The organism is Peribacillus sp. B2I2 (assembly GCF_041261685.1).
Classification (GTDB): Bacteria; Bacillota; Bacilli; order Bacillales; family DSM-1321; genus Peribacillus.
The window spans coordinates 220,222-237,787 of sequence record NZ_JBGCCB010000001.1 but is presented as its reverse complement, the minus strand read 5'-3'; the positions used below and the strand labels follow the sequence as shown (position 1 = coordinate 237,787).

Sequence of the window (17,566 nt, the reverse complement as noted above, 5' to 3'; positions counted from 1 at the left end):
TCTCTACCTATTAACAGTTTAAATAATATGATACTGAAGGAATAACAACCGTAAAAAAGACCAGCCGGATGGCTGATCTTTGAAATGGCTTGGCGGCGTCCTACTCTCACAGGGGGAAACCCCCAACTACCATCGGCGCTGAAGAGCTTAACTGCCGTGTTCGGAATGGGAACGGGTGTGACCTCTTCGCTATCGTCACCAAACAATAAAGGAACGTTGTTCCTTCAAAACTAGATAATAAGAAGGTATTTCATTTTTTAAAAAGCGTTGGTTAAGTCCTCGATCTATTAGTATCAGTCAGCTCCACATGTCGCCACGCTTCCACCTCTGACCTATCAACCTGATCATCTTTCAGGGATCTTACTAGCTTGCGCCATGGGAAATCTCATCTTGAGGGGGGCTTCATGCTTAGATGCTTTCAGCACTTATCCCGTCCGCACGTAGCTACCCAGCTATGCCTTTGGCAAGACAACTGGTACACCAGCGGTGCGTCCATCCCGGTCCTCTCGTACTAAGGACAGCTCCTCTCAAATTTCCTGCGCCCGCGACGGATAGGGACCGAACTGTCTCACGACGTTCTGAACCCAGCTCGCGTACCGCTTTAATGGGCGAACAGCCCAACCCTTGGGACCGACTACAGCCCCAGGATGCGATGAGCCGACATCGAGGTGCCAAACCTCCCCGTCGATGTGGACTCTTGGGGGAGATAAGCCTGTTATCCCCGGGGTAGCTTTTATCCGTTGAGCGATGGCCCTTCCATGCGGAACCACCGGATCACTAAGCCCGACTTTCGTCCCTGCTCGACTTGTAGGTCTCGCAGTCAAGCTCCCTTGTGCCTTTACACTCTACGAATGATTTCCAACCATTCTGAGGGAACCTTTGGGCGCCTCCGTTACTCTTTAGGAGGCGACCGCCCCAGTCAAACTGCCCACCTGACACTGTCTCCCACCCCGATAAGGGGCGCGGGTTAGAATTTCAATACAGCCAGGGTAGTATCCCACCAACGCCTCCACCGAAGCTAGCGCTCCGGCTTCTCAGGCTCCTACCTATCCTGTACAAGCTGTACCAAAATTCAATATCAGGCTGCAGTAAAGCTCCACGGGGTCTTTCCGTCCTGTCGCGGGTAACCTGCATCTTCACAGGTACTATAATTTCACCGAGTCTCTCGTTGAGACAGTGCCCAGATCGTTACACCTTTCGTGCGGGTCGGAACTTACCCGACAAGGAATTTCGCTACCTTAGGACCGTTATAGTTACGGCCGCCGTTTACTGGGGCTTCGGTTCAAAGCTTCGCTTGCGCTAACCTCTCCCCTTAACCTTCCAGCACCGGGCAGGTGTCAGCCCCTATACTTCGCCTTGCGGCTTCGCAGAGACCTGTGTTTTTGCTAAACAGTCGCCTGGGCCTATTCACTGCGGCTTTTCCGGGCTATTCACCCTAAAAAGCACCCCTTCTCCCGAAGTTACGGGGTCATTTTGCCGAGTTCCTTAACGAGAGTTCTCTCGCACACCTTAGGATTCTCTCCTCGCCTACCTGTGTCGGTTTGCGGTACGGGCACCTTACATCTCACTAGAGGCTTTTCTTGGCAGCGTGGAATCAGGAACTTCGGTACTATATTTCCCTCGCCATCACAGCTCCGCCTTAATGGAAACGGGATTTGCCTCGTTTCCGGCCTAACTGCTTGGACGCGCATATCCAACAGCGCGCTTACCCTATCCTTCTGCGTCCCCCCATCGTTCAAACGATGTATAGGTGGTACAGGAATATCAACCTGTTGTCCATCGCCTACGCCTTTCGGCCTCGGCTTAGGTCCCGACTAACCCTGAGCGGACGAGCCTTCCTCAGGAAACCTTAGGCATTCGGTGGAAGGGATTCTCACCCTTCTTTCGCTACTCATACCGGCATTCTCACTTCTAAGCGCTCCACCAGTCCTTCCGGTCTGACTTCAACGCCCTTAGAACGCTCTCCTACCATCGACACCTAATGGTGTCAATCCACAGCTTCGGTGATACGTTTAGCCCCGGTACATTTTCGGCGCGGAGTCACTCGACCAGTGAGCTATTACGCACTCTTTAAATGGTGGCTGCTTCTGAGCCAACATCCTGGTTGTCTAAGCAACTCCACATCCTTTTCCACTTAACGTATACTTTGGGACCTTAGCTGGTGGTCTGGGCTGTTTCCCTTTCGACTACGGATCTTATCACTCGCAGTCTGACTCCCAAGAATAAGTATTTGGCATTCGGAGTTTGACTGAATTCGGTAACCCGTTGGGGGCCCCTAGTCCAATCAGTGCTCTACCTCCAATACTCTCATCTTGAGGCTAGCCCTAAAGCTATTTCGGAGAGAACCAGCTATCTCCAGGTTCGATTGGAATTTCTCCGCTACCCACACCTCATCCCCGCACTTTTCAACGTGCGTGGGTTCGGGCCTCCATTCAGTGTTACCTGAACTTCACCCTGGACATGGGTAGATCACCTGGTTTCGGGTCTACGACCTCATACTCATTCGCCCTATTCAGACTCGCTTTCGCTGCGGCTCCGTCTTATCAACTTAACCTCGCATGAAATCGTAACTCGCCGGTTCATTCTACAAAAGGCACGCCATTACCCATTAACGGGCTTTGACTACTTGTAGGCACACGGTTTCAGGATCTATTTCACTCCCCTTCCGGGGTGCTTTTCACCTTTCCCTCACGGTACTGGTTCACTATCGGTCACTAGGGAGTATTTAGCCTTGGGAGATGGTCCTCCCTGCTTCCGACGGGATTTCTCGTGTCCCGCCGTACTCAGGATCCACTCAGGAGGGAACGAAGTTTCAACTACAGGGTTTTTACCTTCTTTGACGGACCTTTCCAGGTCACTTCATTTACCCCGTTCCTTTGTAACTCCATGTTGAGTGTCCTACAACCCCAAGAGGCAAGCCTCTTGGTTTGGGCTAATTCCGTTTCGCTCGCCGCTACTCAGGAAATCGCATTTGCTTTCTCTTCCTCCGGGTACTTAGATGTTTCAGTTCCCCGGGTCTGCCTTCAGTACCCTATGTATTCAGGTAAAGATACTGTTCCATTACGAACAGTGGGTTTCCCCATTCGGAAATCTCCGGATCAAAGCTTACTTACAGCTCCCCGAAGCATATCGGTGTTAGTCCCGTCCTTCATCGGCTCCTAGTGCCAAGGCATCCACCGTGCGCCCTTTCTAACTTAACCGTTAAAAAGATCTTACAGATGCTTTGAAAAAAATTAATTGCCTTCTATCTATTATCTAGTTTTCAAGGAACAAAGCAGAAAGAATCCATCACATCGTGATGTTTTTCTTCCCTATCTGAATGAATTACTCATTCAAAACTGAACAAAACAAAAGCGCTCTCGTAATTATCCTTAGAAAGGAGGTGATCCAGCCGCACCTTCCGATACGGCTACCTTGTTACGACTTCACCCCAATCATCTGTCCCACCTTAGGCGGCTGGCTCCATAAAGGTTACCTCACCGACTTCGGGTGTTACAAACTCTCGTGGTGTGACGGGCGGTGTGTACAAGGCCCGGGAACGTATTCACCGCGGCATGCTGATCCGCGATTACTAGCGATTCCGGCTTCATGTAGGCGAGTTGCAGCCTACAATCCGAACTGAGAATGGCTTTATGGGATTCGCTTACCTTCGCAGGTTTGCAGCCCTTTGTACCATCCATTGTAGCACGTGTGTAGCCCAGGTCATAAGGGGCATGATGATTTGACGTCATCCCCACCTTCCTCCGGTTTGTCACCGGCAGTCACCTTAGAGTGCCCAACTGAATGCTGGCAACTAAGATCAAGGGTTGCGCTCGTTGCGGGACTTAACCCAACATCTCACGACACGAGCTGACGACAACCATGCACCACCTGTCACTCTGTCCCCCGAAGGGGAAAGCCCTATCTCTAGGGTTGTCAGAGGATGTCAAGACCTGGTAAGGTTCTTCGCGTTGCTTCGAATTAAACCACATGCTCCACCGCTTGTGCGGGCCCCCGTCAATTCCTTTGAGTTTCAGCCTTGCGGCCGTACTCCCCAGGCGGAGTGCTTAATGCGTTAGCTGCAGCACTAAAGGGCGGAAACCCTCTAACACTTAGCACTCATCGTTTACGGCGTGGACTACCAGGGTATCTAATCCTGTTTGCTCCCCACGCTTTCGCGCCTCAGTGTCAGTTACAGACCAGAAAGTCGCCTTCGCCACTGGTGTTCCTCCAAATCTCTACGCATTTCACCGCTACACTTGGAATTCCACTTTCCTCTTCTGCACTCAAGTTCCCCAGTTTCCAATGACCCTCCACGGTTGAGCCGTGGGCTTTCACATCAGACTTAAAGAACCACCTGCGCGCGCTTTACGCCCAATAATTCCGGACAACGCTTGCCACCTACGTATTACCGCGGCTGCTGGCACGTAGTTAGCCGTGGCTTTCTGGTTAGGTACCGTCAAGGTACCAGCAGTTACTCTGGTACTTGTTCTTCCCTAACAACAGAACTTTACGACCCGAAGGCCTTCTTCGTTCACGCGGCGTTGCTCCGTCAGACTTTCGTCCATTGCGGAAGATTCCCTACTGCTGCCTCCCGTAGGAGTCTGGGCCGTGTCTCAGTCCCAGTGTGGCCGATCACCCTCTCAGGTCGGCTACGCATCGTCGCCTTGGTGAGCCATTACCTCACCAACTAGCTAATGCGCCGCGGGCCCATCTATAAGTGACAGCCGAAACCGTCTTTCCATCTTCTCTCATGCGAGAAAAGAACGTATCCGGTATTAGCTCCGGTTTCCCGAAGTTATCCCAGTCTTATAGGCAGGTTGCCCACGTGTTACTCACCCGTCCGCCGCTAATCTCAGGGAGCAAGCTCCCATCGATTCGCTCGACTTGCATGTATTAGGCACGCCGCCAGCGTTCGTCCTGAGCCAGGATCAAACTCTCCGAAGAAATGTTTGACTTGCTCATTTTGCTTTTTTGATAGTGTGTGCTCACTTAAAATTTAACGTTGGCGCTTTGTTTTGTTCAGTTTTCAAAGAGCAATTTCACAATCGTTCTTTCGAACGGCTTGTTTATTCATCATAACATCTTATTGATTAGTTGTCAACTTCTGCGAAGTTTTAAACTTATTTTAAATCGCTGTGTTTCTCAGCGACCATTTCATCTTATCATTTTCATAGTAAGAAGTCAATAGTTATTATTTTTCTTTTAGTAATCTACCAAAAGCGGATGAAGTTGTTCGTTTGTCTCAGTTGGTGCTTATTTATATTAATCCAATTTCACTTTAAAGTCAACACATTTCAAAATAAATAATTCCTTTTCTAAATGAAGGGTCTATATCTATCTGATCCCCGTTGGCTTAAGGATAAAAAACACGACTTTAATAAAAATAATTCAGACAGAACTCCAAGGTTTCCTAAAAAAACCTTATAAGTCTTCATATATTGTACACGTCCTTATAAATGCAAAAAAAGACCAGCCAGATGGCTGATCTTAGAAATGGCTTGGCGGCGTCCTACTCTCACAGGGGGAAACCCCCAACTACCATCGGCGCTGAAGAGCTTAACTGCCGTGTTCGGAATGGGAACGGGTGTGACCTCTTCGCTATCGTCACCAAACATATCAGGAACGTTGTTCCTTCAAAACTAGATAATAAGAAGGTATTTCATTTTTTAAAAAGCGTTGGTTAAGTCCTCGATCTATTAGTATCAGTCAGCTCCACATGTCGCCACGCTTCCACCTCTGACCTATCAACCTGATCATCTTTCAGGGATCTTACTAGCTTGCGCCATGGGAAATCTCATCTTGAGGGGGGCTTCATGCTTAGATGCTTTCAGCACTTATCCCGTCCGCACGTAGCTACCCAGCTATGCCTTTGGCAAGACAACTGGTACACCAGCGGTGCGTCCATCCCGGTCCTCTCGTACTAAGGACAGCTCCTCTCAAATTTCCTGCGCCCGCGACGGATAGGGACCGAACTGTCTCACGACGTTCTGAACCCAGCTCGCGTACCGCTTTAATGGGCGAACAGCCCAACCCTTGGGACCGACTACAGCCCCAGGATGCGATGAGCCGACATCGAGGTGCCAAACCTCCCCGTCGATGTGGACTCTTGGGGGAGATAAGCCTGTTATCCCCGGGGTAGCTTTTATCCGTTGAGCGATGGCCCTTCCATGCGGAACCACCGGATCACTAAGCCCGACTTTCGTCCCTGCTCGACTTGTAGGTCTCGCAGTCAAGCTCCCTTGTGCCTTTACACTCTACGAATGATTTCCAACCATTCTGAGGGAACCTTTGGGCGCCTCCGTTACTCTTTAGGAGGCGACCGCCCCAGTCAAACTGCCCACCTGACACTGTCTCCCACCCCGATAAGGGGCGCGGGTTAGAATTTCAATACAGCCAGGGTAGTATCCCACCAACGCCTCCACCGAAGCTAGCGCTCCGGCTTCTCAGGCTCCTACCTATCCTGTACAAGCTGTACCAAAATTCAATATCAGGCTGCAGTAAAGCTCCACGGGGTCTTTCCGTCCTGTCGCGGGTAACCTGCATCTTCACAGGTACTATAATTTCACCGAGTCTCTCGTTGAGACAGTGCCCAGATCGTTACACCTTTCGTGCGGGTCGGAACTTACCCGACAAGGAATTTCGCTACCTTAGGACCGTTATAGTTACGGCCGCCGTTTACTGGGGCTTCGGTTCAAAGCTTCGCTTGCGCTAACCTCTCCCCTTAACCTTCCAGCACCGGGCAGGTGTCAGCCCCTATACTTCGCCTTGCGGCTTCGCAGAGACCTGTGTTTTTGCTAAACAGTCGCCTGGGCCTATTCACTGCGGCTTTTCCGGGCTATTCACCCTAAAAAGCACCCCTTCTCCCGAAGTTACGGGGTCATTTTGCCGAGTTCCTTAACGAGAGTTCTCTCGCACACCTTAGGATTCTCTCCTCGCCTACCTGTGTCGGTTTGCGGTACGGGCACCTTACATCTCACTAGAGGCTTTTCTTGGCAGCGTGGAATCAGGAACTTCGGTACTATATTTCCCTCGCCATCACAGCTCCGCCTTAATGGAAACGGGATTTGCCTCGTTTCCGGCCTAACTGCTTGGACGCGCATATCCAACAGCGCGCTTACCCTATCCTTCTGCGTCCCCCCATCGTTCAAACGATGTATAGGTGGTACAGGAATATCAACCTGTTGTCCATCGCCTACGCCTTTCGGCCTCGGCTTAGGTCCCGACTAACCCTGAGCGGACGAGCCTTCCTCAGGAAACCTTAGGCATTCGGTGGAAGGGATTCTCACCCTTCTTTCGCTACTCATACCGGCATTCTCACTTCTAAGCGCTCCACCAGTCCTTCCGGTCTGACTTCAACGCCCTTAGAACGCTCTCCTACCATCGACACCTAATGGTGTCAATCCACAGCTTCGGTGATACGTTTAGCCCCGGTACATTTTCGGCGCGGAGTCACTCGACCAGTGAGCTATTACGCACTCTTTAAATGGTGGCTGCTTCTGAGCCAACATCCTGGTTGTCTAAGCAACTCCACATCCTTTTCCACTTAACGTATACTTTGGGACCTTAGCTGGTGGTCTGGGCTGTTTCCCTTTCGACTACGGATCTTATCACTCGCAGTCTGACTCCCAAGAATAAGTATTTGGCATTCGGAGTTTGACTGAATTCGGTAACCCGTTGGGGGCCCCTAGTCCAATCAGTGCTCTACCTCCAATACTCTCATCTTGAGGCTAGCCCTAAAGCTATTTCGGAGAGAACCAGCTATCTCCAGGTTCGATTGGAATTTCTCCGCTACCCACACCTCATCCCCGCACTTTTCAACGTGCGTGGGTTCGGGCCTCCATTCAGTGTTACCTGAACTTCACCCTGGACATGGGTAGATCACCTGGTTTCGGGTCTACGACCTCATACTCATTCGCCCTATTCAGACTCGCTTTCGCTGCGGCTCCGTCTTATCAACTTAACCTCGCATGAAATCGTAACTCGCCGGTTCATTCTACAAAAGGCACGCCATTACCCATTAACGGGCTTTGACTACTTGTAGGCACACGGTTTCAGGATCTATTTCACTCCCCTTCCGGGGTGCTTTTCACCTTTCCCTCACGGTACTGGTTCACTATCGGTCACTAGGGAGTATTTAGCCTTGGGAGATGGTCCTCCCTGCTTCCGACGGGATTTCTCGTGTCCCGCCGTACTCAGGATCCACTCAGGAGGGAACGAAGTTTCAACTACAGGGTTTTTACCTTCTTTGACGGACCTTTCCAGGTCACTTCATTTACCCCGTTCCTTTGTAACTCCATGTTGAGTGTCCTACAACCCCAAGAGGCAAGCCTCTTGGTTTGGGCTAATTCCGTTTCGCTCGCCGCTACTCAGGAAATCGCATTTGCTTTCTCTTCCTCCGGGTACTTAGATGTTTCAGTTCCCCGGGTCTGCCTTCAGTACCCTATGTATTCAGGTAAAGATACTGTTCCATTACGAACAGTGGGTTTCCCCATTCGGAAATCTCCGGATCAAAGCTTACTTACAGCTCCCCGAAGCATATCGGTGTTAGTCCCGTCCTTCATCGGCTCCTAGTGCCAAGGCATCCACCGTGCGCCCTTTCTAACTTAACCGTTAAAAAGATCTTACAGATGCTTTGAAAAAAATTAATTGCCTTCTATCTATTATCTAGTTTTCAAGGAACAAAGCAGAAAGAATCCATCACATCGTGATGTTTTTCTTCCCTATCTGAATGAATTACTCATTCAAAACTGAACAAAACAAAAGCGCTCTCGTAATTATCCTTAGAAAGGAGGTGATCCAGCCGCACCTTCCGATACGGCTACCTTGTTACGACTTCACCCCAATCATCTGTCCCACCTTAGGCGGCTGGCTCCATAAAGGTTACCTCACCGACTTCGGGTGTTACAAACTCTCGTGGTGTGACGGGCGGTGTGTACAAGGCCCGGGAACGTATTCACCGCGGCATGCTGATCCGCGATTACTAGCGATTCCGGCTTCATGTAGGCGAGTTGCAGCCTACAATCCGAACTGAGAATGGCTTTATGGGATTCGCTTACCTTCGCAGGTTTGCAGCCCTTTGTACCATCCATTGTAGCACGTGTGTAGCCCAGGTCATAAGGGGCATGATGATTTGACGTCATCCCCACCTTCCTCCGGTTTGTCACCGGCAGTCACCTTAGAGTGCCCAACTGAATGCTGGCAACTAAGATCAAGGGTTGCGCTCGTTGCGGGACTTAACCCAACATCTCACGACACGAGCTGACGACAACCATGCACCACCTGTCACTCTGTCCCCCGAAGGGGAAAGCCCTATCTCTAGGGTTGTCAGAGGATGTCAAGACCTGGTAAGGTTCTTCGCGTTGCTTCGAATTAAACCACATGCTCCACCGCTTGTGCGGGCCCCCGTCAATTCCTTTGAGTTTCAGCCTTGCGGCCGTACTCCCCAGGCGGAGTGCTTAATGCGTTAGCTGCAGCACTAAAGGGCGGAAACCCTCTAACACTTAGCACTCATCGTTTACGGCGTGGACTACCAGGGTATCTAATCCTGTTTGCTCCCCACGCTTTCGCGCCTCAGTGTCAGTTACAGACCAGAAAGTCGCCTTCGCCACTGGTGTTCCTCCAAATCTCTACGCATTTCACCGCTACACTTGGAATTCCACTTTCCTCTTCTGCACTCAAGTTCCCCAGTTTCCAATGACCCTCCACGGTTGAGCCGTGGGCTTTCACATCAGACTTAAAGAACCACCTGCGCGCGCTTTACGCCCAATAATTCCGGACAACGCTTGCCACCTACGTATTACCGCGGCTGCTGGCACGTAGTTAGCCGTGGCTTTCTGGTTAGGTACCGTCAAGGTACCAGCAGTTACTCTGGTACTTGTTCTTCCCTAACAACAGAACTTTACGACCCGAAGGCCTTCTTCGTTCACGCGGCGTTGCTCCGTCAGACTTTCGTCCATTGCGGAAGATTCCCTACTGCTGCCTCCCGTAGGAGTCTGGGCCGTGTCTCAGTCCCAGTGTGGCCGATCACCCTCTCAGGTCGGCTACGCATCGTCGCCTTGGTGAGCCATTACCTCACCAACTAGCTAATGCGCCGCGGGCCCATCTATAAGTGACAGCCGAAACCGTCTTTCCATCTTCTCTCATGCGAGAAAAGAACGTATCCGGTATTAGCTCCGGTTTCCCGAAGTTATCCCAGTCTTATAGGCAGGTTGCCCACGTGTTACTCACCCGTCCGCCGCTAATCTCAGGGAGCAAGCTCCCATCGATTCGCTCGACTTGCATGTATTAGGCACGCCGCCAGCGTTCGTCCTGAGCCAGGATCAAACTCTCCGAAGAAATGTTTGACTTGCTCATTTTGCTTTTTTTGATAGTGTGTGCTCACTTAAAATTTAACGTTGGCGCTTTGTTTTGTTCAGTTTTCAAAGAGCAATTTCACAATCGTTCTTTCGAACGGCTTGTTTATTCATCATAACACCTTATTGATTAGTTGTCAACTTCTGCGAAGTTTTAAACTTATTTTAAATCGCTGTGTTTCTCAGCGACCATTTCATCTTATCATTTTCATAGTAAGAAGTCAATAGTTATTATTTTTGTTTTGGTAATCTACCAAAAGCGGATGAAGTTTTTCGTTTGTCTTAGTTGGTGCTTATTTATATTAATCCAATTTCACTTTAAAGTCAACGCTTTTTCTTTATTTCTTATTTTAATATCCTGCACAGTTTATTAGCATCTTCAGTTTATCAACAATTCCAAGGCATTACTTATATAATAGGAAGAGTTGTAACCATACATTATTGCCTGTTGTTGATTGAGTAATCCCAAGCTGCTGGGACGCAAAGTATGAAATAGGGCCCTTGCTAGCTCCTTCATCTAAAACCTCTAAGCAGTTTATTTCTCTGCAACCATCTATACTGTGACCTTACCTACCAATAGGTCGAATACGTATCTTTCGTATCTTTATATCCTTTTTTATAAACTGCATCTTAATGGAATATAACCAAGTTGACTTCACAATTTCCATTATGCTACTATATAACCAAGTAATATAATCGGAATAGTTAATTTTATGCTTTTACATGCTAACTTTAAATAAAACTTAGCTATTGAATAAAGGAGATGGGAATATGACAGCAGCAATGGTAATACCAGGTGCGGAATCTTTTTTCATACCCGGCAATTCCATCGGCATTCTTATTTGCCATGGTTTTAATGGAACGCCACAAAGCGTAAGGTATTTAGGTGAAAAATTCGCTACAAAAGGCTTTACTGTCTTCGCTCCTAGACTGGCAGGCCACGGAACGGATGAATATGAGATGGAAACGATACATTATCAGGAATGGATAAAAGATGTAGAAATGGCCTATGCAAAATTAAAGCGTACATGCACCCATGTATTCGCTATTGGACAATCAATGGGAGGCGCCCTTGTCCTGGATTTGGCGACAAAAATGGCTTGTGATGGAATTCTCACCATAAATGCCGCTCTCGAAGTTCCTGAATATGAAATATATCGGAACCAGTCGGTTCCACGCTTCATTCCTGAAGGTAAGCCTGACATAAAAGACGATACAACTAAAGAAATCACATATAATCAAGTTCCGTCAAAAGCGATTAATCAATTGCTTGATATAATGGAGCATACCAGTCAAAAACTTATGGAGGTTTCGTGCCCCATACTTCTCTTCCATTCTCCAGAAGATCACGTTGTACCAGACTCTTGCTCCTATCAGATTTACGAAACTGTCATGTCCGTTGATAAGGAGATGGCGCCCCTTGAAAATTCATATCATGTGGCCTCGTTGGATCATGACAAAGATCATATCATTGAACGGTCATACCAGTTCATTCAAAAGTTAAGTAAAAGGGCAATAATCGCTTCTTAAACTCCTTTTCCTCCAATAAATTATGTTTACCCCTACACTCCATGGGTATATATAGTATATAAAGAAAAAGGAGGTAACATAATGAGCGGTTTATCAGACAAACTAAAAAGCACTGTAAATAAAGTTAAAGGTGAAACGAAAGACCAGGTCGGAAACGCGAAAAATGATCCTCACTTACAAGCAGAAGGTAAAGTCGATAAATTAAAAGGCAATCTCCAAGATGGCATTGGTAAACTGAAAAATAACCGTTAATTGCAATGCTGGATACTTCATTCATTCAATACTCTTAATTTGAACATTTCAATTCAATAAAATTGACCCCCCCCTTAAATAGAGAAGAGGCGGCAGATAATCTGCCGCCTCTTCTCTATTTAATTTGCTTGAATAACCACGTTAATTTGCTTGAATAACCACGACACACATATCATCAGGTTGATCTTGCTGCATTTCCGGGGACATCAATAAATCAATAGGGGGAGTTTCTTTGCAATCAAACCATCTCGTTGAGACCGCTTCTCGTATTTGGTCGAGCCCTTCCGTCCCTTCTCGATCTATAGCTTCCATGACTCCATCCGTAAATAGCATAAGCTGAATCTTCTCTTCATAATGAATGATGGATTTCTCTATTTTCATCTCGGTGAAAAAACCGACAGGACATGTCCCTTTTGAAAGTGAGACCACTTTTCCATCATCTAATGAAGCGAAGCCTGGAGGATGTCCGGCATTCACATATTCCACTGTCTTTTGCTCTGTATCAATGATCATATAAATCGCGGTAAAATAATAATGCACTTGGTTTTCTTCTTTATTAAGGGTACTCATCCAGCGATTCATTTCGTTTATTACTGCCACTGGATCCGTATGTGTCCTGATGGCATCTCTCAAAACGGAGGAAATGAACATACAAACAAGTGAGGCTGATATGCCATGCCCCATCATATCCAATAGGATGATCCCATACCGATTTTCATCAATGCGGTGCCAATAATACATATCCCCTGCTAATTTATTCGCAGGTAAGTATGATGCTCTAATAGTTAAGTGGTCATTTAAAATGGGCTCACTTAATAAACTGCTTTGGACCTGCATGGAGAGATCCAATTCGTTGCGAATTTTTTCATCCTGCATTTTATGCCAATCTTTTTCATATTTAAGTCTTAACCCCACACGAATTCGCGCAAGTAAATCTATTTTATTGATAGGCTTCATTATATAATCAATCCCGCCCACATCAAGTGCCTCGGCCACCTTGTTTGAATCTTCAAGAGCGGTCACAAAAATAACGGGTATATCTTTAAGGTGAGGAATGCTTTGAAGTCTCCTGCACGCCTCTATCCCATCGATCTCCGGCATCATGATATCAAGCAGAATGATATCAACTGAAGTCTCTTTAGGTTGCGGACTATCCACCTGTAAATATTCAAACATCTCAACAGCTGAAGTTAATGATAGAAAATCCGTATAGCCAGCTCGCTTTAGAATTTTCTCTATAACGAAAAGGTTAACCTGGTTATCATCTACGATTAAAATCGTCATTCTTTCATTCCCCTTTTGGCTTATATCGAGCGGCAACATTTATCTTCATTATATGGATCAGTATTTGATTAAAGCTCCCATAACAGGGATTTTTCAATTATATTATAACGAAGTTCGGTCTCTTTTAATAATAATAAACCACTATAGCTGTCCTGCATGGAGACCAACTCATTATTTATACCCCTTCCCCAGACACCTTAAACATAGAAATGCAAAAAAACGAAAAATAAATTATATGCTCTAAATTAAAAAGAAAGAGTCCGCAAATATGCGAACTCTTTCTTTTTACAACTTCCGGTAAATTCGTTCCTTTGAGTCAAATTCCTCATAATCTCCCGAAAAGGATGATGTATGAAGTGTTTCCTTACTACCAACTGCAAGAAAACCGTCTTTGCTAAGACTGTCATAAAACAACTGATTGACATAGGTCTGTAATTCACCAGTAAAGTAAATCATCACGTTCCTGCACATGATGATATGAAACTCATTGAACGAACCATCTGTAACTAAATTATGCTGGAAAAACACAATGTTTTTAAGGAGACTCGAATCAAGATAGGCATTTTGGTAATCGGTCGTGTAATACTCCGAAAATTCTTGGTTACCGCCTGCATGCAGATAGTTTTTCGTATAAGACTGCATTCTATTTAAAGGTAATATCCCTTTTTCCGCATGACGGAGGACTTCATCATTCATATCAGTGGCATAAATCCTCGCCTTATCATATAGTCCTTCTTCCTTGAGGATGATCGCCATGGAAAAGGCTTCTTCACCGGTCGAACAGCCCGCATGCCAAATTCTGATTTCCGGAAGGTTTTTCAGGAGCGGAACGATATTTAAACGAAAAGCTTTAAAGAAATCCGGATCGCGAAACATTTCAGTGACATTTATTGAAAAATCTTTCAAAAGCTTCTCGACATACCCTTTTTCATATAAAACCATTTCTATCATTCCGCTAATCCTGCGAATATGATCCAGCCTCATTCTATTTTCAACTCTTCTTTTTATAGAAGAACGCATATACTTGCGAAAGTCAAACCCAGAAACGGAATAAATAGCCTCTAACAATAATTCGATTTCTATATCTTCTCTTTCTTCAATCGTTAAAGTATCCTTCATGCAAAACCTTCCTTATCCGTACTATCAATCATTCAATTAATTAGTCAACCATACTCTTAGGACGGATAACAGCTGATCTAATTTTAATGGCTTGCTGACATAATCGGAAGCGCCAGCCTTCAGGCATTTTTCCCTATCGCCTTTCATCGCTTTGGCCGTTAGCGCGATGATTGGAAGATTCTCGAATTTACTTTGCTCACGAATTCTGGTCATCGTTTCGTAACCGTCCATGCCTGGCATCATGATATCCATCAATATTACATCTATATCGTTTCCTTTTTCAAGGAGTTCCAAACATTCGTACCCGTTTTCAGCTGTAAGGATTTCCATCCCCTCATGCTTAAGGGCATTTTTCAGTGCAAATATATTACGGTGGTCATCATCGACGACCAGCACTCTTTTATTGCAGAATGGTTTTGCCTTATTCTGATTTTCTTCATCCATTATTACTACATCCGGTTCTTCCTGACCGTCAAATGGTGCGGCAGAATCATCGTGGCTGGCTGCTGCCACTTCTGGAGAAGCAGCTATTGCTTCGCCTGCATTTTTGAAGCCCTCCGGCATGCTCGGAATAAAGAAAGTAAAGGTACTGCCTTGCCCTTCTTCACTATCTACGATGACCCATCCTCCTAGAAGTTTGGCAAACTCCCGGCAAATCGATAGCCCAAGTCCTGTACCGCCATATTTTCTCATTGTAGCTCCATCACCTTGCTGGAACGCTTCGAAGATAAGTTTTTGCTTATCTTTTGAAATTCCGATGCCCGTATCCGTCACCTTAATTTCAACCCAATTGCTAGCTCCTTTTGTCTGTATCCATTGTGCTACATTTTCTTCATCAGCTTTTTTGATTTGGACAGACACAGAACCCTTTTCTGTGAATTTAAAGGCATTGGATAATAGGTTTTTCAAAATTTGCTGGAAGCGCTGTTCATCCGTAAAGAAAATATCCGGTACATTTTTATCTTTTTCTATTTTAAAGTCAATGTTCTTTTTCTTCGCTACATGATCGAAGTTACGGTGTAATAACTCGGGAAGTTCACTCATATTCATTTCGTCAAAGACCACTTCGAGCTTTCCGACTTCAACTTTCGATAAATCCAAAATGTCATTGATCAACGTTAATAAATCTTGACCTGATGAGTTAATGACACGAGCGAATTCCTGTTGCTCTTCAGTTAATTTACTATCATTTGGATCGGAAAGCATTTCTGATAAAATCAAAATACTATTGAGCGGCGTCCGCAATTCATGGGACATATTTGCCATGAACTCCGATTTATATTTTGAACTTAACTTCAATTCTTCCGCTTGTTTTTCAAGATTTAATTTTGTGACTTGAAGTTCTTTCGATTTTTCTTCAGTTTCACGATTTCTCTCTTCTAATTGTTCATTGATCATTCTCAACTCTTCAGCCTGTGTTTGCAGTTCCTCTGATTGGGCTTGCATTTCCTCTGACTGTGATTGCAATTCTTCCGATTGAGCCTGTAACTCTTCGGTCTGTGCCTGTGATTCTTTCAATAAACGCTCTATTTCCATCCGACCCTCAACATTATTAATCGTGATGCCCAGAGTATCAAGAACCTGGTTCAGGAAATGTTTTTGCAACTTCGTAAAGGTCTCCAAGCTTGCCAGTTCAACCATCGCCACAACTTCATCCTCAAAAACGACTGGCGCGATGGCAATGCTTTTCGGGCTTACTTCCCCTAATCCTGTTGTAACCAATTGGAAATCTTCAGGGATATCTTCAATGACCTTCGATTTCTTTTCAAGGGCGCATTGTCCGATCAAACCTTCGCCCATACGGAATTCACGTCTGCCTGAGTCTTCGCCGTCTCCCGCAAAGCTGGCAAGTTTAACAAAACGCATATCCTCGCCCTCACCCCGTTTGACGTAAAAAGCTCCAAGTGAAGCTCCCATCATCGGTGCAAGCCTGGTAATGAACCGGTCAGCAAGAACTTCCACATCAACAATGCGCTGATACATGGTAGCTATATCTGCAACCCGGGTCTGGATCCAGTTCTGTTCACTGATCTTTTCAGTGAAGTCTTTCTCTTTTTGATTATAGACTTCAAGCGATTCCGCCATATCATTGAACGATCTCGCGATATCACTAATTTCATCAGTAGTCCGAACCGGAATTCTTGGTACGACCGATAAATTTTTAAAATCGATGTTTTTGATGACCTTCGTAATGGATTGCAGATCTTTCGATGTACTGCGGATCATCCAAACAACCGTTACGGAAATAACCAAAATACTGAGAATAACCGCGAAAATCACAAAACCGATCATATCCTCATAGGTTTGTTTTGAATTTTTTAAGGTATCTTTCATGACACCTTCTTGGTAATCCTTAAAGTCATCCATCGTACTGATGACTTTCGTACGTTTTTCCCTCTGGTCGTCCATCAGGCTTGAAAGATTATCCGAAGAGTTTCCCGATTTTATCTTTTGGATGATCTCAGCCTCCGTTATGGAGTAAGAAGCATATTGAGTCTCGAACTCTTTCAATAATTGCTTTGCTTTCAACTTATTTAACGTACCTGATAAACCAGCAATTTTTGATTCAATCAAACTATGATTCTCATTGATGATTTCGAGGCTCTCTGCTCTTTCTTCTTTGTTTGCGTCATTAGCTGCAAACAGAATCTCACGGTCCGACCTTGAAAAAAGCTGACGGATTTCCATCGAAGCTTGAACTTTTTCATAACGATTTTCAACTATTTCAGTCATGCTGCTCTTTAAATTGTTAAGCGTGACCATCATGAAAGAAAGTAAAATAGCCAAGAAAAGCAAGATTAAACCAAACCCCAACATTTGTTTCTTCTTAAAACCCATTTTCCCGCCCACCTTCAATACTTATTTATAACAGCCCGAAATAAACGGCATTGCAAAATGAATCTTAATACTATCATTAGCTTTTTAGGAATTTTCCTTATGTCATAAAATGATATATGGATAGATTCATTACTCAAAATCAATTTTAACATTTTCCAATCTAAAATGCTTACCTACAGTGTTAATTTAAATGAATTCATTTTCCAATT

General features: G+C 45.8%; 5 protein-coding genes and 6 rRNA genes. 2 read left to right on the top strand and 9 right to left on the bottom strand.

The window, feature by feature from the left end; translation table 11 throughout:
* Window positions 1-87: 87 nt before the first annotated feature.
* The 6 genes from rrf (ABIE66_RS01285) to ABIE66_RS01260 form a co-directional block, all read right to left on the bottom strand.
* Window positions 88-203, bottom strand: a 5S ribosomal RNA gene (gene rrf / locus ABIE66_RS01285).
* Between the two features lie 64 nt (window positions 204-267).
* Window positions 268-3,200 (bottom strand): 23S ribosomal RNA (locus ABIE66_RS01280).
* A gap of 175 nt (window positions 3,201-3,375) precedes the next feature.
* A 16S ribosomal RNA gene (locus tag ABIE66_RS01275) occupies window positions 3,376-4,926 on the bottom strand.
* Between the two features lie 552 nt (window positions 4,927-5,478).
* Window positions 5,479-5,594 (bottom strand): 5S ribosomal RNA (gene rrf / locus ABIE66_RS01270).
* A gap of 64 nt (window positions 5,595-5,658) precedes the next feature.
* Window positions 5,659-8,591, bottom strand: a 23S ribosomal RNA gene (locus ABIE66_RS01265).
* 175 nt (window positions 8,592-8,766) lie between these two features.
* Window positions 8,767-10,317 (bottom strand): 16S ribosomal RNA (locus ABIE66_RS01260).
* The 16S, 23S and 5S rRNA genes sit together here, the layout of an rRNA operon.
* A 788-nt stretch (window positions 10,318-11,105) precedes the next feature.
* Here ABIE66_RS01260 and ABIE66_RS01255 point away from each other — a divergent pair.
* Complete coding sequence (locus ABIE66_RS01255; protein ID WP_289323402.1) at window positions 11,106-11,864, top strand: alpha/beta hydrolase; 759 nt, start codon at window positions 11,106-11,108, stop codon at window positions 11,862-11,864.
* 81 nt (window positions 11,865-11,945) lie between these two features.
* A complete protein-coding gene (locus tag ABIE66_RS01250) occupies window positions 11,946-12,116 on the top strand; it encodes a CsbD family protein (RefSeq protein ID WP_289318736.1) in 171 nt (56 codons plus the stop codon).
* 141 nt (window positions 12,117-12,257) lie between these two features.
* Here ABIE66_RS01250 and ABIE66_RS01245 read toward each other — a convergent pair whose 3' ends face one another.
* The 3 genes from ABIE66_RS01245 to ABIE66_RS01235 all read right to left on the bottom strand — a co-directional run bounded on the left by ABIE66_RS01245 (window position 12,258) and on the right by ABIE66_RS01235 (window position 17,357).
* On the bottom strand, window positions 12,258-13,400 hold the full coding sequence (locus tag ABIE66_RS01245; protein ID WP_370013634.1) for a PP2C family protein-serine/threonine phosphatase: 1,143 nt from the start codon (window positions 13,398-13,400) through the stop codon (window positions 12,258-12,260).
* Between the two features lie 285 nt (window positions 13,401-13,685).
* On the bottom strand, window positions 13,686-14,519 hold the full coding sequence (locus tag ABIE66_RS01240) for a CheR family methyltransferase (protein ID WP_289323400.1): 834 nt from the start codon (window positions 14,517-14,519) through the stop codon (window positions 13,686-13,688).
* 36 nt (window positions 14,520-14,555) lie between these two features.
* Window positions 14,556-17,357 (bottom strand): response regulator, encoded by a 2,802-nt coding sequence (locus ABIE66_RS01235; protein WP_370013633.1) that lies wholly within the window; start codon window positions 17,355-17,357, stop codon window positions 14,556-14,558.
* Window positions 17,358-17,566: the final 209 nt, after the last annotated feature.

Excerpts from the sequence above, each read along its gene's own strand:
- ABIE66_RS01250 (WP_289318736.1), top strand. The coding sequence starts at position 11,946 with ATGAGCGGTTTATCAGACAAACTAAAAAGCACTGTAAATAAAGTTAAA.
- ABIE66_RS01245 (WP_370013634.1), bottom strand. The coding sequence starts at position 13,400 with ATGACGATTTTAATCGTAGATGATAACCAGGTTAACCTTTTCGTTATA.
- ABIE66_RS01235 (WP_370013633.1), bottom strand. The coding sequence starts at position 17,357 with ATGGGTTTTAAGAAGAAACAAATGTTGGGGTTTGGTTTAATCTTGCTT.
- ABIE66_RS01240 (WP_289323400.1), bottom strand. The coding sequence starts at position 14,519 with ATGAAGGATACTTTAACGATTGAAGAAAGAGAAGATATAGAAATCGAA.
- ABIE66_RS01255 (WP_289323402.1), top strand. The coding sequence starts at position 11,106 with ATGACAGCAGCAATGGTAATACCAGGTGCGGAATCTTTTTTCATACCC.